The organism is Bradyrhizobium sp. LeoB3 (assembly GCF_055456055.1).
The window spans coordinates 20,007-40,904 of the sequence record NZ_JBVBEF010000057.1; the positions used below are offsets into that span (position 1 = coordinate 20,007).

General features: G+C 64.4%; 21 protein-coding genes. 13 read left to right on the forward strand and 8 right to left on the reverse strand.

Going from position 1 to position 20,898, the window contains the following annotated elements:
- The first annotated feature begins 166 nt into the window (after positions 1 to 166).
- The gene (locus tag ACZXDY_RS29290) at positions 167 to 970 is read left to right on the forward strand and encodes an SDR family NAD(P)-dependent oxidoreductase (protein ID WP_456643614.1); all 804 of its coding nucleotides are present in this window, start codon (positions 167 to 169) and stop codon (positions 968 to 970) included.
- A gap of 102 nt (positions 971 to 1,072) precedes the next feature.
- Here ACZXDY_RS29290 and ACZXDY_RS29295 read toward each other — a convergent pair whose 3' ends face one another.
- Entirely contained in the window at positions 1,073 to 2,617 is a 1,545-nt protein-coding gene (locus ACZXDY_RS29295; RefSeq protein WP_464347893.1) for a cation:proton antiporter, read from the reverse strand.
- Positions 2,618 to 2,769: 152 nt separating this feature from the next.
- On the opposite strand from ACZXDY_RS29295, the gene ACZXDY_RS29300 reads away from it, so the two are divergent.
- From ACZXDY_RS29300 to ACZXDY_RS29325, 6 genes are all read left to right on the forward strand, one after another.
- Positions 2,770 to 3,534 carry a tetratricopeptide repeat protein gene (locus ACZXDY_RS29300; RefSeq protein ID WP_464347894.1) on the forward strand — a complete coding sequence of 255 codons (765 nt, stop codon included), beginning with the start codon at positions 2,770 to 2,772 and terminating at the stop codon, positions 3,532 to 3,534.
- 201 nt (positions 3,535 to 3,735) lie between these two features.
- A complete protein-coding gene (locus ACZXDY_RS29305; RefSeq protein ID WP_464347895.1) occupies positions 3,736 to 5,643 on the forward strand; it encodes a propionyl-CoA synthetase in 1,908 nt (635 codons plus the stop codon).
- 163 nt (positions 5,644 to 5,806) lie between these two features.
- Complete coding sequence (locus ACZXDY_RS29310) at positions 5,807 to 6,076, forward strand: hypothetical protein (protein WP_028168247.1); 270 nt, start codon at positions 5,807 to 5,809, stop codon at positions 6,074 to 6,076.
- Between the two features lie 16 nt (positions 6,077 to 6,092).
- Positions 6,093 to 6,299 carry a DUF6494 family protein gene (locus ACZXDY_RS29315; RefSeq protein WP_028168248.1) on the forward strand — a complete coding sequence of 69 codons (207 nt, stop codon included), beginning with the start codon at positions 6,093 to 6,095 and terminating at the stop codon, positions 6,297 to 6,299.
- 243 nt (positions 6,300 to 6,542) lie between these two features.
- The gene (locus ACZXDY_RS29320; RefSeq protein ID WP_464347896.1) at positions 6,543 to 7,271 is read left to right on the forward strand and encodes an OmpW/AlkL family protein; all 729 of its coding nucleotides are present in this window, start codon (positions 6,543 to 6,545) and stop codon (positions 7,269 to 7,271) included.
- Positions 7,272 to 7,414: 143 nt separating this feature from the next.
- Complete coding sequence (locus ACZXDY_RS29325; RefSeq protein WP_464347897.1) at positions 7,415 to 7,633, forward strand: alkylphosphonate utilization protein; 219 nt, start codon at positions 7,415 to 7,417, stop codon at positions 7,631 to 7,633.
- 119 nt (positions 7,634 to 7,752) lie between these two features.
- Here the strand turns inward: ACZXDY_RS29325 and ACZXDY_RS29330 are convergent, their stop codons facing one another.
- A complete protein-coding gene (locus ACZXDY_RS29330; protein ID WP_028168251.1) occupies positions 7,753 to 8,448 on the reverse strand; it encodes a DUF1013 domain-containing protein in 696 nt (231 codons plus the stop codon).
- Between the two features lie 215 nt (positions 8,449 to 8,663).
- Here ACZXDY_RS29330 and ispH point away from each other — a divergent pair, with 215 nt between their 5' ends.
- From ispH to rnhA, 3 genes are read left to right on the forward strand one after another with little or no spacing between them, the layout of a single operon-like run.
- Positions 8,664 to 9,632 carry a 4-hydroxy-3-methylbut-2-enyl diphosphate reductase gene (gene ispH, locus ACZXDY_RS29335; protein WP_028168252.1) on the forward strand — a complete coding sequence of 323 codons (969 nt, stop codon included), beginning with the start codon at positions 8,664 to 8,666 and terminating at the stop codon, positions 9,630 to 9,632.
- 6 nt (positions 9,633 to 9,638) lie between these two features.
- Positions 9,639 to 10,619 (forward strand): homoserine kinase, encoded by a 981-nt coding sequence (locus tag ACZXDY_RS29340; protein ID WP_464347898.1) that lies wholly within the window; start codon positions 9,639 to 9,641, stop codon positions 10,617 to 10,619.
- Positions 10,616 to 11,080 carry a ribonuclease HI gene (rnhA, locus tag ACZXDY_RS29345; RefSeq protein ID WP_464347899.1) on the forward strand — a complete coding sequence of 155 codons (465 nt, stop codon included), beginning with the start codon at positions 10,616 to 10,618 and terminating at the stop codon, positions 11,078 to 11,080. Before ACZXDY_RS29340 ends, rnhA begins: the two co-directional genes overlap by 4 nt.
- Before the next feature lie 221 nt (positions 11,081 to 11,301).
- On the opposite strand, the gene ACZXDY_RS29350 is transcribed toward rnhA, so the two are convergent.
- From ACZXDY_RS29350 to ACZXDY_RS29375, 6 genes are all read right to left on the reverse strand, one after another.
- A complete protein-coding gene (locus tag ACZXDY_RS29350; protein WP_028168672.1) occupies positions 11,302 to 11,787 on the reverse strand; it encodes a peroxiredoxin in 486 nt (161 codons plus the stop codon).
- A gap of 108 nt (positions 11,788 to 11,895) precedes the next feature.
- Positions 11,896 to 12,450 carry a DUF924 family protein gene (locus ACZXDY_RS29355; RefSeq protein WP_464347900.1) on the reverse strand — a complete coding sequence of 185 codons (555 nt, stop codon included), beginning with the start codon at positions 12,448 to 12,450 and terminating at the stop codon, positions 11,896 to 11,898.
- Between the two features lie 27 nt (positions 12,451 to 12,477).
- Positions 12,478 to 14,166, reverse strand: coding sequence for a long-chain-fatty-acid--CoA ligase (locus ACZXDY_RS29360; protein ID WP_464347901.1), 1,689 nt, complete (start codon positions 14,164 to 14,166; stop codon positions 12,478 to 12,480).
- A gap of 138 nt (positions 14,167 to 14,304) precedes the next feature.
- Positions 14,305 to 15,765, reverse strand: a complete 1,461-nt coding sequence (locus tag ACZXDY_RS29365; protein WP_464347902.1) for a D-alanyl-D-alanine carboxypeptidase family protein — start codon at positions 15,763 to 15,765, stop codon at positions 14,305 to 14,307.
- A 219-nt stretch (positions 15,766 to 15,984) separates the two neighbouring features.
- Positions 15,985 to 17,763: a glucan ABC transporter ATP-binding protein/ permease gene (locus ACZXDY_RS29370; protein WP_464347903.1), complete on the reverse strand. Its 1,779-nt coding sequence runs from the start codon at positions 17,761 to 17,763 to the stop codon at positions 15,985 to 15,987.
- A 233-nt stretch (positions 17,764 to 17,996) separates the two neighbouring features.
- The gene (locus ACZXDY_RS29375; protein WP_464347904.1) at positions 17,997 to 19,055 is read right to left on the reverse strand and encodes an ABC transporter substrate-binding protein; all 1,059 of its coding nucleotides are present in this window, start codon (positions 19,053 to 19,055) and stop codon (positions 17,997 to 17,999) included.
- 239 nt (positions 19,056 to 19,294) lie between these two features.
- On the opposite strand from ACZXDY_RS29375, the gene ACZXDY_RS29380 reads away from it, so the two are divergent.
- The 3 genes from ACZXDY_RS29380 (at position 19,295) to ACZXDY_RS29390 (ending at position 20,877) form a co-directional block, all read left to right on the forward strand.
- Positions 19,295 to 19,720 carry a hypothetical protein gene (locus ACZXDY_RS29380; RefSeq protein WP_028168678.1) on the forward strand — a complete coding sequence of 142 codons (426 nt, stop codon included), beginning with the start codon at positions 19,295 to 19,297 and terminating at the stop codon, positions 19,718 to 19,720.
- A gap of 114 nt (positions 19,721 to 19,834) precedes the next feature.
- Entirely contained in the window at positions 19,835 to 20,233 is a 399-nt protein-coding gene (hisE, locus tag ACZXDY_RS29385) for a phosphoribosyl-ATP diphosphatase (protein ID WP_028168679.1), read from the forward strand.
- A 62-nt stretch (positions 20,234 to 20,295) separates the two neighbouring features.
- Positions 20,296 to 20,877, forward strand: a complete 582-nt coding sequence (locus ACZXDY_RS29390; protein WP_130229835.1) for a YqaA family protein — start codon at positions 20,296 to 20,298, stop codon at positions 20,875 to 20,877.
- The last annotated feature ends 21 nt before the right edge of the window (positions 20,878 to 20,898 follow it).

Sequence of the window (20,898 nt, forward strand, 5' to 3'; positions counted from 1 at the left end):
GGGTCTTGGGCGGCGCATTCATGCTGGTTTGGGGCAAACGTTGCAAGGGGCATCGCGCCTGCGACTTTCGGATGATGCATGCGGAGTGTGCATCGGGCACATCAGCCGGACTGGGTTGACCGCGGGCGCCTGGCTGCAATACGAACACTAACAAGGGGAGAAGCCAATGGATCGGCTCAAGGGCAAAATCGCGATGGTGGTCGGCGCCGGCTCGATCGGGCCGGGCTGGGGCAACGGCAAGGCGACCGCCGTCACCTTTGCGCGCGAGGGTGCCAGCGTGTTCTGCGTCGACCGTAACGCGGCCGCCGCGGAAGAGACGGCCGGCATCATCACCGGCGAGGGCGGCAAGGCGGCAGCGTTCACCGCAGACGTCTCACGTGCGGCCGACGTCGAGGCGATGGTCGCCGCATGCCTGAAGACGTATGGCCGCATCGACGTGCTCGACAACAATGTCGGCATCGCCGAGATGGGCAACGTGGTCGAGGTGAGCGAGGCGGAATGGGACCGCGTGTTCGCCGTCAACCTCAAGAGCGCCTATCTTGCCATGAAGCACGTGATCCCGGTGATGCAGAAGCAGGGCGGCGGCTCGATCATCAACATCTCCTCGATCGCCTCGATCCGCCATCTCGGCATCTCCTATGTCACCTACGCCACCACGAAGGCCGCGATGAACCAGATGACGCGCACCAGCGCGGTGCAGTTCGCGCGCGACCATGTGCGGGTGAACGCGATCCTGCCCGGTCTGATGAAGACGCCGATGGTGGCGCATTCCGCCGGCCTCGCCGCCAGCTATTCCGCGGGCGACGTGGAAGCGATGTGGCGCGCCCGCGACGCGCAGGTGCCGATGGGCCACATGGGCGACGCCTGGGACGTCGCCAACGCTGCCTTGTTCCTGGCTTCGGATGAATCGAAATACGTCACCGGCATTGAGCTCGTCGTCGACGGCGGCGTGACGCTGAAGGTGAGTTGACGTACGGTGCCGTAGGGTGGGCAAAGCGCAGCGTGCCCACCATCCACGTTCGGTGCAAGAAAGGTGGGCACGCTGCGCTTTGCCCACCCTACAAATCCTCCGCTACGCCTCCGCGCTCAATTCGGCACGGTCGAGCTCTTCCTCGACCAGGTGAAACGCGTCATCGCCGATCTCCTCGGATTCACGCAGCGTCAACAGCGATTGCCGGGCGGCACTGATGGCGCGGCGCCTTAAGGGATCGGCGGGAAGCTCGCTCGACGTGACGCCGCCGCTTGGATCGGTCTCGGCGCGCATCAGGAGCGCGCGGTACTCCAGCCTGAGGATTTCGGCCTCTTCGGACGGATCGCTGTCGATCTCCTCCAGCGCGGCGCGAAAGGCGATGGCGCGGGCGCGCGCCGCCTCGGCCGCCACCGGATCGTCGTCCTTCAGACGCAGCGCCATGATCAGTGGCCGTAGGGTCAAGCCCTGGATCACCAGCGTTCCAAACACCACCGAAAAGACGGTCAGCAGGATCAGGTCGCGATACGGAAAATCCTCCGGCAATGCAAAGGCCGCCGCCAGCGTGACGATCCCGCGCATGCCGCACCAGGACACGACGAAGCCGCTCTTGATTGTCGGCGGCGGCGCCGCGCGCGATGGCTGGAAGAGCCCCCATGCCACCAGTCGCCGAAAGACGGCGCCATAGCTCATCACCCAGGCGATGCGCGCGAGAATCACGGCCACCAGCACGCTCGCGGCAAAGATGCAGTATTCCATGCGCACGTAGCCATCGAGGCCGGCCCAGATCGGCTTGAGCTGCATCCCGATGAACATGAAGGCGAGCACGTTGAGCACGAATACCACGGTCTCCCACACCGCATAGGACGGGACACGCAGCCGGGCCGGAGTTCGCGCCGGTGCGGTGCGGGCCAGCGTGATGGCGAAGACCACGACGGTAAGAATGCCGGAAAGGCCGATCCGCTCGGCGATGATCCAGATCATGAACGTGCCGCCGAACTGGGTAATGATCGCACTCGGCGCGTAGCTGATCCGTTGCGTCAGCAGTGCCGAGATCCTCGCGAAGAGAAAGCCGGCGAGCAGGCTGCCGACGAGCGCCCACGCTACCGCGGGCGCGAATTCGTGCAGCTTCGCATGCTCGATCGCCACGGCACCGACGGCGATGCGATAAATCAGCAGCGCGCTAGCGTCATTGAGCAGGCTCTCGCCTTCGAGGATTTTCAGGAGCCGATAGGGCAGCTTGACCTGACGCAGGATCGCGACCGCGGCCGCCGCATCCGGCGGCGCCACGATGGCGCCCAGCGCGATCGCTGCGGCCCATGGCATATCAGGCTTGAACCAGTGCGCCACCAGTGCGACCGCGGCGGTGGTGGTCCCGACCGCCGCAAGCACCAGCATCGTCACCGGCAACCAGTTGTTGCGGAGGTCCCGCAGCGAGGTGTCGAACGCAGCATCCACCAGCACAGGCGCCACGAACAGCGCCAGCGCGAGGCTGGGTTCCAATGTCCAGGATGGCCCCGACGGCAGGAAGGTCAGCAGCACGCCGCCGACCGCAAGGAAGGTCGGATAGGGCACGTTGATTCGCCGCGCCACCGCCGACAGCGGGATGGCGACGAGCAGCAGGACGATGATCCATTCGAAGGTTGACACGCGTCAAATTCCCGTTGGCAGATGTATGCCAATCTAGCATCAGTTTGCGAGCCTATGGGCAAGCGCGTAAATCGCGACAAATCTCCCGCTGTGCGGGGTACGCGTCGTTTGCTACCATCGGCTGAGATCAAGAATTCCTTCCGGACCAATCGATGCAACCCTGGCTCTTCATCCGACGCGGTCTCGTCGCGTCGGGCCTTTGCATGGCGCTTGCGCAGCATGCATTTGCAACCAGCGTAGAGCCGCTCAGGGATGTGCAGGCCGACCCCGCGCCATGCCTCACTGCTGCCGGCGCTGACGACAACGATAAGGCCGTTGAGCTCTGCACGGCGCTGATCGACAACGAAAACACCGCCAAGGCCGATCGCGTCAAGGCGCTGATCGCGCGTGCTGACGCTTATGCCCGCAAGGACATGGTCGACCGCGCAATCTCCGATTACGACGCGGTGCTGAGGCTGGATCCGACGCTTGCCGATAGCTTCAATGCGCGCGGCGAGCTCTGGCGCAAGAAGGGCGACCGGCCCAAGGCGCTCGCTGATTTCGGCGCGGCGATCAAGCTGAACCCCGATCACGCCGCGGCGCGCGCGAACTACAAGTCGTTGGCGCTCGAATTGGAGCGCCTGGGCGCGCTGATGGCCGTTGCCGGCAAGCCAAGTTTCAATTGTGCCAAGGCGCACCGCGCGGTGGAGAAGGTCATCTGCGGCAATCCGGAACTCGCCGATCTCGATCGCGAGATCTTTGCGGCGAATGCCAGGGCGATCCGCGCTGCCGAGAATCCGCGTGCCGCCCGCGCCCTGCAGCGCGAGCAGGACGAATTCATCGCCCGCCGCAACGCCCAGTTCGGCCGTCCCGGCTACGACCTGCAGAAGGCGATGAAGCAGCGCCTCCAGAAGCTGAACGGGGCCGACGGGTATTAGGATGGCGCTGGCTGAACGGAGCGCTCTTTTCAGCTTGAATCATGACCGCTCTCCGTGACAATGCGGTCAAAGACGATGAACTAGCCGCTTGCGTCATGCCCGGCCTTGTGCCGGGCATCCACGTCCTTCCCTGCGAGGAAGCAATGCGTGGATGGCCGGGACGAGCCCGGCCATGACGGGGAGAAGGACCGGGAGGACGCCATGAACATTCACGACAGCCGCTATCACGAGGTCTATGCACGTTCGCTGGCTGATCCCGAGGGCTTCTGGATCGAGGCGGCGCGGGAGATCGATTGGATCGAGCCCGCGAAGAAGATTTTCGATCCCTCGCTTGGCGCTTATGGACGCTGGTTCACCGGCGCCGTCGTCAACACCTGCTACAACGCGCTCGACCGCCATGTCCTGGGCGGTCGCGCCGAGCAGGTCGCACTGATCCACGATTCCCCGCTCACCGGCAGCGTGACGAAATTCACCTATGCCGAGCTTCTGAAGGAAGTGCAGACGCTCGCCGCGGTCATGCAGGATTTCGGTGTGACCAAGGGCGACCGCGTCATCCTCTATATGCCGATGGTGCCGGAAGCGGTGGTGGCGATGCTGGCCTGCGCGCGGATCGGCGCGGTGCACAGCGTGGTGTTCGGCGGCTTTGCGGCAAAGGAGCTGGCCAGCCGCATCGATGATGCCAAGCCGAAGCTGATCTTTTCGGCAAGTTGCGGAATCGAGCCCGGCCGCATCGTGCAGTACAAGCCGCTGCTTGACGAGGCGATCAAGCTTGCCAGCGCCAAGCCGCAAGGCTGCATCCTCCTGCAGCGCCCGCAGCATGGTTGCGAGCTCACTGCGGGCCGCGATCACGACTGGGCCAGTCTGCGCCGCGCCGCGCTCGATGCCGGCAAGGCCGCGCCTTGCGTCCCGGTGCTCGCGACCGATCCGCTCTACATCCTCTACACCTCGGGCACGACGGGAATCCCGAAGGGCGTCGTGCGCGACAATGGCGGGCACCTGGTCGCGCTGAAATGGTCGATGTTCAACCTCTATGGCGTCAGGCCGGGCGAGGTCTGGTGGTGCGGCTCCGACATCGGCTGGGTGGTCGGCCACAGCTATATCGTTTACGGCCCACTGTTCCATGGCGCGACCTCGGTCATGTATGAAGGCAAGCCGGTCGGCACACCCGATGCCGGTGCGTTCTGGAGGGTTATCTCCGAGCACAAGGCGGTTGCGTTCTTCACCGCACCGACCGCCTTCCGCGCCATCCGCAAGGAGGATCCGGAAGGCAAGTTCATCCGGCAATACGATCTCGCAAACTTCCGGACGCTCTTCCTCGCCGGCGAGCGCGCCGATCCGCCGACGGTGGAATGGGCGGAAGCACAATTGAAGGTGCCGGTGGTCGACCATTGGTGGCAGACCGAGACCGGCTGGTGCATTGCCGGCAATCCGGTGGGCCTCGGCATGCTGCCGGTCAAGCACGGCTCGCCGACGGTACCGATGCCGGGCTATCAGGTCGATGTGGTCGATGAGGCCGCAAGGCCAGTGCCCGCAGGCACTATGGGCTCGATCGTGGTCAAGCTGCCGATGCCGCCCGCCTGCCTGCCGACGCTGTGGCAGCAGGACGAGCGCTTCAAGGAAGCTTATCTCTCCGAATTCCCCGGCTACTACAAGACCTCGGATGCCGGCTACAAGGATGAGGACGGCTATGTCTGGGTGATGGGCCGCACCGACGACATCATCAATGTCGCCGGCCACCGGCTCTCCACCGGCGGCATGGAAGAGATTTTGGCGTCGCATCCCGATGTCGCCGAATGCGCCGTGCTCGGCATCAATGATGCGATCAAGGGCGAAGTGCCCTGCGGCCTCCTGGTGCTGAAGGCCGGCGTCAGCCGTCCGCCGGCCGAGATCGAGAAGGAAATCGTAGCGCTGGTGCGCGAAAAGCTCGGCCCCGTGGCCGCCTTCAAGCTCGCGATCACCGTGGGCCGCCTGCCGAAGACGCGCTCCGGAAAGATCCTCCGAGGCACCATCAAGAAGATCGCCGACGGCGAAAGCTGGACCATGCCGGCCACGATCGAGGACCCCAAGGTACTTGACGAGATCGGCGACGCGCTGAAGGGAAGGGTGTGACGGTTGGATCGTCATGCCCGGGCGCCCGTCCCCGACCCGATCGGGGATGACCCGGGCATCCATCAAGATCAGAGAAGCCGCCATCTTTTCGATGGATTGCCGGGTCATCCCCGATCGGGTCGGGGACGGGGCGCCCGGCAATGACGAAAGAGGGAACCCACGTATGCGACGTTACTTCGCCCGAGCCCATATCGCGCTGTTCCTGCTCGCCCCGCTGCTCGCCGGCTGCCTCGAGCATAGATCTGCGCCGCTGGCAGACGCCGCGGGCGATGACGACGCGTTCTGCCGCGCCAACAATGTCCAGCAGGGCTCGCCCGAATATGTCGCCTGCCGCAAGGACCGCGACGTCCAGCGGCAGAACGCCGAAGCGAGGACCGACCGCCGGCAGCGCAATCTCGCCGAAGACATGCTCAACAATCCGGTGAGGCCATGAGCCAAGGAGGACCGTCATGAACGAAGACGTCTTCAACGAAAGCCTGCGCCGATTCCTGAAGCGCGTCGGCATCACCTCCCAGCGCGAGATCGAAAAGGCCGTACGCGACGGCATCGACGCCGGCCGTCTCAAAGGCCACGAGAAGCTGACTGCAAAAATGACGCTGACGATCGACGCTGTCGGGCTCAAGCACGAGGTGACGGAAGACATCACGCTCGGATAGTGCTTCGCGAATCTCCGTTGTCATGCCCGCGAAGTATGACGAGCGCGGTCGTGTGTTACCGCTACGACTGAATCGCATCGGTGTTTGCCGTGATACTTTTGCAACGGTGTGACTCAATCACGCCATGTCTCGTCTGATTTGATCCGCATCAAATCCTTCACCGCCCCGCTTCTGGTCTGAGAGAGGCAACGCGCGACTTTCCGCGCGGACTTGGCGATGGAAGACTTGGCGATGGGGAATTTGATGAGAAGAACAATGTTGACGGCGTCGCTCGTGCTTGCGGCGGCGTTCGGTGGGGCCACCATCTCGGCGCAGGCTGCGGATCTGGCGCCGGTTTACAAGGCGAAGGCACCGCCGGTGGTCGAGCCTTTCAACCCCTGGATGATCCGTGTGCGCGCGCTCGGCGTGTTGCCGGATGCGGGCGGCAGCTCGGTTAACGTCTTCGGCGTTCCGGGCCTGTCGTCACCGAATTCGGGGCTCTCGATCAGCGACCAGGTCATCCCGGAGCTCGACATCACCTATTTCTTCACCGAGAACTTGGCGGCCGAACTCATCCTTGGCGCGACCAGGCATCACATCAGCGGTACCGGGGCGCTCAACGGGCTCGACATCGGTAAGGCCTGGCTGTTGCCGCCGACGCTGACCCTGCAATATCACTTCACCGGGCTCGGCGCGTTCAAGCCGTACATCGGTGCCGGCATCAACTACACCGTGTTCTTCAACCAGTCCGCGGCCAACACGCCGGTCGGCGGCCTCGCGGTGACGGATCTGCACATCAGCAACCAGGTCGGCGCCGCGGTCCAGTTCGGCTTCGACTACATGCTCGACCGCCACTGGGGCCTCAACGTCGACGTGAAGAAGCTGTGGCTGCGGCCGGACTACTCGGCAACCGTCAACAACGCAATTCCAGTCACCGGGCGCGCCAATATCGATCCGTGGCTGGTGGGCGGCGGCGTCGTCTACAAGTTCTGACGCCGCGGGGGGCGGCGGCGCCGGGAGCCGGGCTCCGGCGCCGCCAGCCGCCTTGATGCTGAGCCCGCATGAGATGACGGACGAAATCGAATTGCGCTAAGAAAGAGTGTTCTCATCTCAGCGCGCGTCGCGGAAAGCATCACATGGAAATCAAGGTCAGGGATTCAAACGGCGCGCTGCTCGCCGAAGGCGACAGCGTCACGCTGATCAAGGACCTGAAGCTGAAAGGCTCGTCCACGGTCTTGAAGCGCGGCACGGTGATCAAGAACATCCACCTCACCGATAACGAGGACGAGATCGAAGGCCGCACCGACAAGGTCAAGGGCCTGGTCCTGCGCACGGAGTTCCTGAAGAAGGCGTGAGGGCGATCCATCCGCCGTCATCACGCGCAACCGGGTCGGCGCTTGCTGTATTGCTCTAAACAAAAACGCGGCGGGTATCCCGCCGCGTTTTTGTTTCCGATGCTCGAAGCGGAGGAGCCCTACTCCTCCTCGTCCGCCTTCTTGCCGCCGATCGTCTTCAGCTTGGCGAACACGGCATCGACGTTGAGGTCGTCGCTCGTCTTCTCGGCAGGCTCGAACTCCGGCTCCTTCCGCGTGGTCTCGGAGGCCGGCAGCAGCGTGGCGCCACCATAGGTGGCGGTGGCGGGCTTCTCCTTGGCGGCGCGCTGCACCTCGAAATCGAGCTCGATCTGCGAGCACAGGCCGAGCGTCACCGGGTCCATCGGGGTCAGCGTCGAGGTATTCCAGTGGGTGCGGTCGCGGACGCTGGCGATCGTGGTCTTGGTGGTTCCGACCAGCCGCATGATCTGGGCGTCCTTCAGTTCGGGATGGTTGCGGACCAGCCACAGGATCGCGCTCGGGCGCTCATGGCGGCGCGACACCGGGGTGTAGCGCGGGCCCTTGCGCTTGGCGGCGGCCGGCAGCACCACCTTGCTCTCGCCGAGCCTGAGGCGATAGTTGGGGTCCCTTTCGCCCTTTTCGATCTCGTCGCGGCTCAATTGGCCGGTCGAGATCGGATCCATGCCCTTGATGCCCTGGGCGGCGTCGCCGTCGGCGATGGCGCGGACCTCCAGCGGGTGCATCTTGGTGAAATCGGCGACCTGGTCGAAGGTCAGCGCGGTATTATCGAGTAGCCAGACGGCGGTCGCCTTGGGCATCAGAGGTGCGTTGCTCATGGCAAATCTCCTTTGTGCTTCGCCCACCTCTTTGGAGGCGAAACCGGGGGGTCATCAGCGATGACGGGAATTAAGCCCTATATAATCCTTCGGGTACCGGTGGCGCAATGGTTCTGCTAGAGTGCCTTGACACCGCCGGAAACCGAGCCCAAGTCCTACCCCAACTGACCGTTCCCTGCCGCCGGCAAGGGGTGATTCGGTCGCGAGATCGCTCCATGCCAGCCAAACCTGACCTGAGAATCGTGCTTTGTTCGCCACGCGGCTTTTGTGCCGGGGTGGTCCGGGCCATCGACACCGTGGAACGGGCGCTGACGATCTACGGCGCCCCGGTTTATGTCCGGCACGAGATCGTTCACAACAAATACGTCGTGGACGGCCTGAAGAAGAAGGGCGCGATTTTCGTCGAGGAACTGGCCGAAATCCCCGAAAATACCACCGCGCCGGTGGTTTTTTCCGCCCATGGGGTTCCGAAATCGGTTCCGGCGGATGCTCAGGCGCGCCATTTGTTCTCGCTGGACGCCACCTGTCCGCTGGTCACCAAGGTGCACCGGGAAGCGGCCATCCATTTCAAGCGGGGGCGGGAAATCCTCCTGATCGGGCATTCCCACCACCCGGAGGTGGTCGGCACGCTCGGCCAGTTGCCGCCCGGCGCCGTGACCCTGATCGAGACCGCCGAGGACGCCAAGACCTTCACCCCGAAGGATCCCAACAACCTCGCCTTTGTGACCCAGACCACGCTGTCGATCGACGATACCGCCGAGATCGTCGCGCTGCTCAAGGAGCGCTTCCCGAACGTCAACGGGCCGCACAAGGAAGACATCTGCTACGCCACCACCAACCGCCAGCTCGCGGTGAAGAAGGTGGCTCCGGTGGTCGATGCGCTGATCGTGGTCGGCGCGCCGAACTCCTCCAACTCGCAGCGCCTGCGCGAGGTCGCCGAGCGCGAGGGCTGCCCGATCGCGGTGCTGGCGCAGCGTGCCAGCGATATCGATTGGGCGCGATTTGAGGGCATCAGCAGCCTCGGCATCACGGCCGGCGCCTCCGCGCCGGAAGTGATCGTAGAAGAGATCATGGACGCGTTCGCCGAGCGCTTTGAATTGCATGTCGAGACCGTGTCGGCGGCGGAAGAAAACGAGTTCTTCCCGCTGCCGCGCTCGCTGCGTCCCGAAGCCGCCGCCGAGTAGTCTTTTATGGCGGTCTACACCGACGTCGCCGCCGAAGAGCTAGCGGAATTCCTCAAGAGTTACGACATCGGCGAACTCCTCTCCTATAAGGGGATCGCCGAAGGCGTCGAAAATTCCAACTTCCTGCTGCACACGAGCCGCGGCTCGTTCATCCTGACGCTGTACGAAAAGCGCGTGGCGGAGGATGATCTTCCGTATTTCCTGTCGCTGATGGCGCATCTGGCGGAGCGCGGTGTGAGCTGCCCGCAGCCGGCGCGAAACCGCCACGGCGAGGTCTATAGCCGGCTTGCCGGGCGGCCAGCGGCGATCATCAATTTCCTCGAAGGCATGTGGCCGCGGCGGCCGACTGTCGGGCACTGCGGAGCGGTCGGCGAGGCGCTGGCGAAAATGCATCTTGCCGGGCTCGATTTTCCGATGTTCCGGAAGAACCCGCTCTCGGTCGCCGGCTGGCGGCCGCTGTTCGATCTCGCCAGCGGGCGCGCCGACAGCGTGCAGGCGGGCCTGCGCGATTTCGTCGAGTGCGAGCTCGGCTATCTCGAGGCGAACTGGCCGGCCGATCTGCCGGTCGGCGTCATTCATGCCGATCTGTTTCCGGACAACGTGTTCTTCCTCGGCGACAGGCTGTCCGGCCTGATCGACTTCCCGTTCTCCTGCAATGACATCCTGGCCTATGACGTCGCGATCTGCCTCAATGCCTGGTGCTTCGAGCCGGACCATTCCTTCAACGCGACCAAGGCGCGCGCGCTGCTCAATGCGTACGGCCGGGCGCGGTCGCTATCGGAAGGAGAGCAGGCGGCGCTGCCGCTGCTTGCGCGCGGCGCCGCGCTGCGCTTCCTGCTGACGCGCCTGGTCGATTTCCTCAACGTGCCGGCGGGTGCGCTGGTGAAGCCCAAGGACCCGCTGGAATACGCGCGGAAGCTGCGCTTCCACCAGAGCGTGAAGACGCTGCGCGACTACGGCGTGACGCAGGCAGGGTGCGTGGCGTGAGCGACAAGCCGCACGTGACTGTTTTCACCGATGGCGCCTGCTCGGGCAATCCCGGCCCGGGCGGCTGGGGCGCGATCCTGAAATTCGGCGACGTCGAGAAGGAATTGAAGGGCGGCGAGGCCCATACCACCAACAACCGCATGGAATTGATGGCGGCGATTTCGGCGCTGGAGGCGCTGAAGAAGCCCTGCGTGGTCGATCTCACCACCGACAGCCAATATGTCCGCCAGGGCATCACCGGCTGGATCTTCGGCTGGAAGAAGAACGGCTGGCGCACCGCCGACAAGAAGCCGGTGAAGAACGTCGAGCTATGGCAGCGGCTCGATGCCGCGCTGAAGCCGCACGAGGTGCGCTGGCACTGGATCAAGGGCCACGCCGGCCACGCCGAAAACGAGCGCGCCGACCAGCTCGCCCGCGAAGGCGTCGCCATGGCCCGGCTCAAGGAGAGAGTGGGGCAGTAGCGCGCAATTTTGCCGCATTCGTCATGGCCGGGCTCGTCCCGGCCATCCACGGGTCGCTGCGCGTTCGGAAGCAAAGGCGTGGATGCCCGGGACAAGCCCGGGCATGACGGCGTTCCGTAGCCTCAGCTCGTCGTTGCGGGGAGCCTAGTGACGAAGCAATCCATGTCTCCGCAAGTGGTGAGGTGGATTGCTTCGCTTTGCTCGCAATGACGCGGTAAAGCTTACAGCTGCGCCAGCAGCGTATCGCCGCCGGAGACCTCGACCTTGCCAGGGGCCGGTTCGAGGTTGAGCTTCTTCACCACGCCATCCTCGACCAGCATCGAATAGCGCTTGGAGCGGATGCCAAGGCCGTTGCCGGAGGCGTCGAGCTCCATGCCGATCGCCTTGGTGAAATCGGCATTGCCGTCGGCGAGGAACAGCGCCTCGTCGCGCTGGTCGGTGTCCCGCTTCCAGGCGTTCATGACGAAGGCATCGTTGACCGAGACGATCGCGATGGTGTCGACGCCCTTGTCCTTGATGGCGTAGGCGTTGAGGAAGATGCTCGGCAGATGCATCTTGTGGCAGGTGCCGGTGTAGGCGCCGGGCACGGCGAATAGTGCCACCTTCTTGCCCTTGAAGACATCATCTGTTGTCCGCACCTGCGGACCTTCCTCGGTCATCACGCGAAACTTGGCATCCGGCAGCTTGCCGCCAACTTGGATCGTCATCGTCCAGTCTCCCTGAATGAGCTGATGTTTTGTAGACCGTGCAGCTTGCCGGCACAATATTCGTGGGGCTCAAAACCGCAACGGGCGCGCGCCTTCACCGTTCCGTCATCATCCGGAAAATCCGCCCTGATCCAGGAAGGCCTGCTCATCGGGCGTGGTCACGCGGCCCAGGATGCGGTTGCGGTGAGGGAAACGGCCGAACCGCCGGATGACATCGGCGTGCCCCTCGGCGTATTCGAGCTGCTCCGTATTGCCGATGTTGCGGAACAGTTCGATGCAGCGCATCTGGTCGGGCAGATGCTCCGAATGCATAAAGGGCATGTAGAGGAATTCGAGCAGGTCGGGGTCGATTCGCGCGTCCACGCCTCGGCTGATGGCCCGGTGCGCCGCCTCGCGCGCCAGCGCGTCGCTTGAATAGGTCAGGGCATTGCCGCGGAACATGTTGCGGGGAAACTGGTCGAGCACGATGACGAGCGCCAGTGCGCCCTCATCGCTCATCTCCCATGACGACAACTCGCCGCCCGCCGCCTTCCGCCAGAGCTCGAGATAGCGGTCGCGTATTTCCGCATCGAACACATCGTCGCGCGCGTACCAGCGATCGGGGCCGGCGCCCCGCCAGAACGCCAGGATATCGCCCGGCGTGACATCGCGAACGTCAATCATGGTCCGCATGTCCGCTCGCGCGCGAATTCAGGCCGCAGCCGCCGGCTTCTTCTCGTCACGCAATTCGCGGCGCAGGATCTTGCCGACATTGGTCTTCGGCAGCTCGGTCCTGAACTCGATCTGCTTCGGCACCTTGTAGTTGGTGAGCTGGGTGCCGCAGAACTTGATGATCTCCTCGGCGGTGAGGCTCGGGTCCTTGCGGACGATGAAGGCTTTCACGGCCTCACTGGTCTTGGCGTCGGTCACGCCGATCACGGCGCATTCGAGCACGCCCGGATGGCTCGCGATCACTTCCTCGATCTCGTTCGGATAGACGTTGAAGCCGGAGACCAGGATCATGTCCTTCTTGCGGTCGACGATCTTGGTGTAGCCGTTCTCGTCCATCACCCCGATGTCGCCGGTGCGGAAATAGCCGTCCGCGGTCATCACTCGCGCGGTCTCGTCCGGCCGGTTCCAGTAGCCTGACATCACCTGCGGGCCCTTGGCGCAGATCTCGCCGGCCTGTCCGAGCGGCAGTTCATTGCCGTCATCGTCGCGGATCGAGAGATACGTCGAAGGCACGGGCAGGCCGATCGAGCCGGAGAACTTGTCGGTGTCTGCCGGGTTGCAGGTCAGCGTCGGCGAGGTCTCGGACAGGCCGTAGCCTTCCGATAGCGCGCAGCCGGTCACCGCCAGCCATTTCTCGGCCACGGGCTTTTGCGTCGCCATGCCGCCGCCGAAGGAGGTCTTCAGCTTGGAGAAGTCGAGCTTGTCGAAGCCGGGCGTGTTCAACAAGCCGTTGTAGAGCGTGTTGACGGCGGGGAAGCTGTTGACTTGGTACTTCGCGAGCTCCTTGACGAAGCCGGGCAGGTCGCGCGGGTTCGGGATCAGGAGGTTGACGCCGCCGGCGCGCACCGCCAGCAGATAGCAGGCGGTCAGCGCGAAGATGTGGTAGAGCGGCAGCGCGCAGACGATGAAGAGCTGGTCGACATGCGGCGGCTTTTTGATCGCGGGCTGCAGCCAGGCGTCATTCTGCAACACATTGGCGACGATGTTGCGGTGGAGCAGGGTGGCTCCCTTGGAGACGCCGGTGGTGCCGCCGGTATATTGCAGGAAGGCGACGTCGTCGGGCGTGATCCTGGGCCGGTTGAGCTTCATGCCACGGCCCGCAGCGACAGCGGCATTGAACGGGACGGCGCGCGGGATCGAGAACGGCGGCACCATCTTCTTCACCCGGCGCACCACCAGATTGACGATCACGCCCTTGAAGCCGAGCAGGTCGCCCATGCTGCCGACGATGACGTGCTTGACCGACGTCTTGCCGAGCACCTGCTGCACGGTGCTGGCGAAATTCTCTAGAACGATGATGGCTTCCGCGCCGGAATCCTTGAGCTGGTGCTCGAGCTCGCGCGGGGTGTAGAGCGGGTTGACGTTGACGACGGCATATCCCGCGCGCAGCACGGCGGCGGTCGAGATCGGATATTGCAGCACGTTCGGCATCATCAGCGCGACGCGCGCGCCCTTTTGCAGGCCGAGGCTCTGCAAGTAGGCGCCGAGCGCGGTCGACATCTCGTCGAGCTCGCGATAGCTGATCGCCTTGTCCATGCAGATGAAGGCCTTGCGGTCGGCGAAGTTCGCAAAGCTTTCCTCGAGCAGCTCAACCAGCGATGAGTATTGCGTAACGTCGATGTCGGCGGGCACGCCGGCCGGGTAGTGCTTGAGCCAGATGCGCTCCATGGAAATCCCCTCTCTCCTCGTCCCGGGACGTTGGCCCGGACTGCCTTCTTTTGGGCAGTATTGGGCTAGCCAGCAGCCGATGGCAAGCCGCCCGCGCCCGTTCGACGCATCTGCAGATCGGGGGATGTTGCGGCGCGGTTAACTGGCCGGCTTGCTGCTGTCGTTCTTCGGCTTGGCCGCCGCCTTCGGCTTCGCCGGCTTGGCGGCTGGCTTATCACCCGCGGTGGCAGCGGGCTTCTCCGAAGGCTTTGCGGCCGCGCCATTCGACTTGGCGCTGGCATGCCGCACAGCGGCAGGCTTCGCCGCTGGCTTGGCCTCCGGCTTAGCGGCTTGCTTGGTATCCGCTTTGGCCTGCTTTGCAGCCGGCTTGGCGTCGGACTTACCGTCCGACTTGGCCTCGGCAGAAGCGTCGGGCTTCTTGGCCGCGACATGCGCCTTCCTCTTGTGTGGCTTTGGCGTGTCCTTCTCGCTGTCCGCCGCAACCGCGGCGATCAGCGCCGCACCCGTCCGCGTTGGGCCGGTATAGACCACGACCGGCTCGGACGCCTCCGCAGGCTGCGCCAGCAAGTCAGCCGGCTTGAACAGCGGCGGTGGCAGGGCGGCGGCGAAGAAGGTTGCGCCGGTCTCGCCGCTGCTGCTGCTTGTGCTGCTGGCGACAGTGTCCTCATCCTCGTCGCTCGCCGGCCGCTTGCGCTTGGGGCCGCACATCTCGTCGCGCAGGTTCGGCGGCGTGGCGTCGATCGGCGCCAGATTCTCCACCGTGCCGAGCGAGGGCTTGAGCCAGGACAGGCCGTTATTGGCGAAGCCGCGATCGAGCAGTTGCGCCGCGCGCACCGCGCGCATCCGGCCCGACGAGGCGCCGAGCACCACTGCGATCAGCCGCTTGCCGTCGCGCGTCGCCGACGCAACGAGGTTGTAGCCGGAGGCGCAGATGAAGCCGGTCTTGAAGCCGTCAGCGCCGGGATAGCGGCCGATCAGGCGGTTGAAGTTCTGCGTGACCCGGCGCCCGAAGCGGATCGAGGGGATGTGCACGAAATATTCGTATTCCGGGAGATCGCGGATGATGGCGCGGGCGAGGATCGCAAGGTCGCGCGCCGAGGTGATCTGACCGTCCGCCGGCAGTCCGTTCGGATTGACGTAGCTCGTCTGCACCATGCCGAGCTTCTGCGCGGTCTCGTTCATCATCGCGGAGAAGCCGTCGATCGATCCGCCGACGCCTTCAGCGAGCACGACCGCCATGTCGTTGGCCGACTTCACCAGCATCATCTTCAGCGCATTGTCGACGGTGACCTGCGTGCCCGGGCGGAAGCCCATCTTCGACGGCGATTGCGAGGCGGCCGTCGGCGAGACCGTGAGCAGCGTGTCGAGCGAGATGCGGCCGTCCTTCACCGCCTTCAGCGTCACATAGGCGGTCATCAGCTTGGTGACCGATGCCGGATACCAGGGCATGGTCGCGTTGTCAGCCTGCAGCACCTTTCCGCTATCGGCTTCCACCAACAGCAGCGCCTCGGCGTTGGTCGCGCGCGGCGCGAGAGCGAGGGCCGCGGCGGCGACGAAGAGGAGAAGCGATCGGCGAAGCAGCGGGCGAAGAAGGTGCACTATCCTGGTCCGGTCCTTGGAGACCCGCCTTGAACAAACGCGTTGGGCAAGGTGGGACTTTCAGATGTGACGTTCCGGTTTCAAGCGTGTCCGGCGCCGGCCAATTTTGCGGCGATGCAAACCCTATACCGGGCCGCCTTTCGAGAACAGAGGTCGGGTTATTTAATCGTGGACGAAATCGGCCGAATTTCGACAATTCCGCGGCCGGTGGACCGCGACCTATTCTGCCTGCAGGCTCGTCCGCGCGTTCTCCTGAACCATGAACTGGGCCCGCGCCAGATCGGCAAAACGGCCGCCTTTCGCGACGAGTTCATCGAAAGTTCCGCTTTCGATCACCCTGCCATTGTCGAACATCAGGATGCGGGTGGCGTGGCGGATGGTGGAGAGGCGATGCGCGATCACGAAGGTGGTACGGCCTTTCATCACTTCATCGAGAGCGGCGTTGACCTTGGCCTCGGTGACGGCGTCGAGCGCGCTGGTCGCCTCGTCCAGGATCAGGATCGGCGGATCCTTCAGAAGCGCGCGGGCGATCGACAAGCGTTGCCGCTCGCCGCCCGACAGCATGCGGCCGCGCTCGCCGGCGTGGGTATCAAAACCCTTCTCGCTACGCTCGATGAAGTCCAGCGCCTGCGCCCGGGCTGCTGCCGTGCGAAGTTCCTCGTCGGTGGCATCAGGCTTGCCGACGCGCAGGTTCTCGGCAAGCGAGCGGTTGAACAATAGCGCCTCCTGGAACACCACGCCGATGTTCCTTCGCAGCGCAGTCAGCTTCAGCGCGCGGATGTCCATGCCGTCGATCTTGATGATGCCAGACTGCGGGTCGAAGGCGCGGTGCAGCAGCGCGATCGCGGTCGACTTGCCGGCGCCGGTCGAGCCGACCAGCGCGATGGTCTGGCCGGGCAGCGCGGTGAAGGTCAAATCCTCCACTGCCGGCCGCTTGCCGTCATAGGAGAAGGAGACATCGTTGAATTCGATGAGACCCGACAGCCGGCCCGCATCCATCGCGCCGGGACGGTCGCGCACCGCCGGCACCGCGTCGAGCACGTCGAAGAATTCCTTCAAGCGCGGCGCTTCCATGAACACGTTGTTGATGAAGCTCACCACCTGCTCGAGCTTCTGGATCAGCATGGTCGCGAAGGAGACGAACATCACGATCTCGCCGACCGAGGTCAGTCCCTGCTGGTTCAGCACGATGCCGACCGTGAAGATCGCAAGCACGGTGATGGTGGTGGAGGCGCGCGTGATCACGGTCACCAGGGCCCACCACGACAACACGGGCATTTGTGCGGCGAGCAGCTTGTCGGCGACGAAGCGCAGGCCCTGCACCTCCGAGTCGATACGCACGAAACTCTGCACCAGCGCGACATTGCCGAGCGCGTCGGAGGCGCGCGCGGAGAGATCGCTGTAGTGCTCCTCGACCTCGCTCTGCATGCCGTAGGTCTTGCGCACCACCAGCGTCGTCAGCACGGTGAAGACGACACAGAGCGCGAACAGCAGGATCGCAAGCCGCCAGTTGATGTAGAGCGACAGCGGCAACAGCACGACCAGCGACAGGATTGCGGCGAAATGCTCGCGGAAGAAGCCGAGCCAGAGCCGCCACAGCGCGTCCGTGCCGTTCAGCATCACCTTCATCAGCCGTCCCGAATGGGTGCCGGTGTGGAAGGTCAGCGGCAGTTGCAGGATGTGCTCGAAATAATCGGTCAGAACTGCCTGCCGCTGGCGATGCGCGAGCCGGTCGGCATGCAGCGCCACGATGGCGCTACACCCGATTGTGAACAGGCCGAACGCGACCCAGGCCGCGAGCAGCGGCCATGGCGAGGTGGATGCGATCAGCCCGGTGACCGGCTTGCCCGAGAGTACATCGACGATCTTGCCGAACAGCACCGGCTCGGCGAATTGCGCGCAGGCGAGCAGGAGATTGGCGCCGGCCAGGATCCAGCCGAGCCGCGCCTCCTTGCCGAGCAATTCGAGCACGCGAACATAAAGACGAAGCAGCGACATGCCGCCATTGTAATCCGGGATCGCAGGCGAGAACCAGAGCGCGATGGTTAGCGAAAGATATTATCCACGTTGTGTGATTTCGGTCCGCGGGCCACGCTCTTGAACCTCATCCTGAGGAGCCGCGCAGCGGCGTCTCGAAGGATGAGGCCACTGGCGGGGCCTCATGGTTCGAGACGCGCCTGACGGCGCTCCTCACCATGAGGGACAGGCGCTTGCGCAAGGGAAACATTTGCTCAATTCACCACGCGCGCGTCGGCCGGCGGCAGGAAGGCGTCATCGAAAATATCCGTCGCGGTCGGCCGCTTCTGGAATTTGAAATCCTCCGCGATCTGGTCGATCGACCGCTCGAACCTGACCGTATCGATGCCGCCGAGGCCGTGCTGCTTCACTTCCGCGGTGAGGATGTTGTCGCCGATGATGGCGCGCAGCCGCTCGGATTCCAGTTCGCGCGAGCCGGCGTCCATGCGGCTCACCACCTCGGTCACCGCGCGCCCCGGGTCCTTGATCGCAAGATGTGTTCCCGTGATCGCCGCCCGCACAAAGCCCTTCACGGCCTCGGGCTTGGCGGCTGCCAAATTCGGGTTGACGATCAGCGCGGCGCCATAGGCCTCGCAGCCGTAGTCTGCGAAGCGCAGCACCGCGAGATCGTCCGCCGGCACGCCGCGATCGCGCAGGTTGATCGCCGACAGATAGGAGAAGCCGGTGACCGCGTCGACCTGTCCGGCCGACAGCATCGGCTCGCGGACCGCGGCGCTGATGCTGCTCTGCTTCACGCTTGCCGGCTTGATGCCGTTCTGCCTGGCGACCGCAGGCCACAGCCGGATCGAGAGATCGCCCTCGGCGACGCCGAGATTCTTGCCCTCGATGTCGGAGAGGGCGCGAATGCCGCGGCTCCTGCGCGCGATGATGGCGTAGGGCGCGTGGTTGAACAGCACGAAGATCGCTTTGACCGGGGCCGCGTCCTGCCGGTCGCGCGCGCGGATCAGCGTGTTGATGTCAACCAGCGCGAAATCGCTCATCCCCGCGCCGACGCGCGCGATCGCGTCCTGCGATCCGCTGACGATGTTGGTGGTGACCGCAAGTCCCTCCGCACCGAACGATCCGCCGACGGCTGCCATCACGAAGGGCGACGCCGCCGCGTCGATCGGGCGGTCGAGCGTAAGCTGGATCGTGATCGGCTGCCTGGCGGCGCCTGCGCTCTGCGCGCGGCTTGCGCGAGGGCACAGGCTGGCGCCGAGGCCGATCGCAAGGCCCAGGAAGTCGCGGCGGGTGGAAGTTGAGGTTACGCGCATGATGACGTCAGGAGACGCGAGACAATCTGTCGCGCTGGGTATGTCTGTTTCGTGACGCCGAACGCGCGTTTTCGCCCGTTCAGCGGTGCCATTCTGCCGCTTCTAACCTGAATGCTTGATGACTGCCACGATTTCGCCAGGGATCGTTCAGCCTGCGTTTGGTTTGGGGAACTTAGGATCGCACCCGTGGTTGGCTATGAGTGGCCCGACGGGCCGAGCTTCCACGGAGGACTACTCAGATGTTTGCGCGAAAAGGTGTGTTTTCATCGATCGGCCGCGGAGCCGCGCTGGCCACCGTCGCGGCGGTCGCGCTGACGGCGGTCGAGCCGTCGATGGCCTATGCGGGCTCGGCCCCGAAGGCCAAGGAGGTCACGGCGCAGACCGGCACCAGTGACGTCACCGATATCAGCGCGCGCCGGCGATACTATCGCGGTGGCGGTGGTGGCGCGGCTGCTGCGGCCGCCTTTGCCGGCATCGTTGGCGCGGGGCTTGCGATCGCCGCCGCCCAGAACCGCCGTGATTACTATGATTCCTACGGCTACTATGGTGGCGGCCCGGTCTATTACGGTGGTCCGGCCTACTATGGCGGCGGTCCGTATTATTACGGCGGCGGCTATGGCCGCGGCGTGCCGTATTATCGCGGTCACCCGATCGCGAGCTGGTAAACGTAATCTTGATCGCAACGACATCCACCGGCCGCCCGCGCGGCCGGTGGATTTTTTTGCGTGTCATGGTTGCGCGTTAATACGCTGGCCAGAGGTTTGAATTAGGCTTGAGAAATGAGTGATTCGGTCGAACGGCTCTATCAGGCGGTTCTCGCGGCCCGGCATCTCGATCCGGCGACGTCGCGCACCGCCCGGCTGTTTCAGCGCGGGCCGTCAAAGATGGCCAAGAAGCTGGCCGAGGAAGCGATCGAGGTCGTGATCGATGCCCTCAGCGGCAAGACCGACGCGGTGGTGCGCGAGAGCGCCGACCTTCTCTATAATCTGACTGTTTTGTGGGCAGCCGCCGGCGTCAAGCCGGAGGATGTCTGGAAAGAGATGGAACGGCGCGAACATCTGCTCGGAATCGCCGAAAAACTGCCGAAGACTGGCGCCAGACTGGCCAAGCCGTCGGCCGAGCCGGTCGTGCGGCGGCGAATTGTCGCGCTCGAAAGCAGCCTGCGGAAGCGGCGCTGACCCGCCAACAATCCTCTTTTGCCGGCATGGACAAATGCGCTCCATGATGGTTGATCGCGCCCATGCTGAAACGGATCTACGACTGGTGCATCGACGCCGCCGACAAACCCTACGCGCTTTGGATTCTCGCGGCGGTCGCCTTCGCTGAAAGCTCATTCTTCCCGGTTCCGCCCGACATCATGCTGCTGCCGATGTCGCTCGCGCAGCCGAGGCGCGCGTGGTGGTTCGCCACCGTCTGCACGATCGCGTCGGTCGCCGGCGGCGTGCTCGGCTACGCCATCGGCGCGCTGCTCTATGACTCGGTCGGCCATTGGCTGATCACCATCTACGGCCTCGGCGACAAGGTCGACGCCTTCCGCGCCTCCTATGCCGAATGGGGCGCGGTGATCATCCTGCTCAAGGGCTTGACCCCGATCCCCTACAAGCTCGTCACCATCACCTCGGGCTTTGCCGGCTATAACATCTGGCTGTTCATCCTGTGCTCGATCGTCGCGCGCGGCGGCCGCTTCTTCATTGTCGCGGTCCTGCTCAACCGCTACGGCGATTTCATCCGCAAGGAATTGGAGAAGCGGCTGGGCTTCTACGTCGCGCTCGGCGCAATCGTCCTGGTGTTCGGCTTCTACATCGCCTTCAAGCTGGTTTGATCCTGCGCGACAAAACCGGTG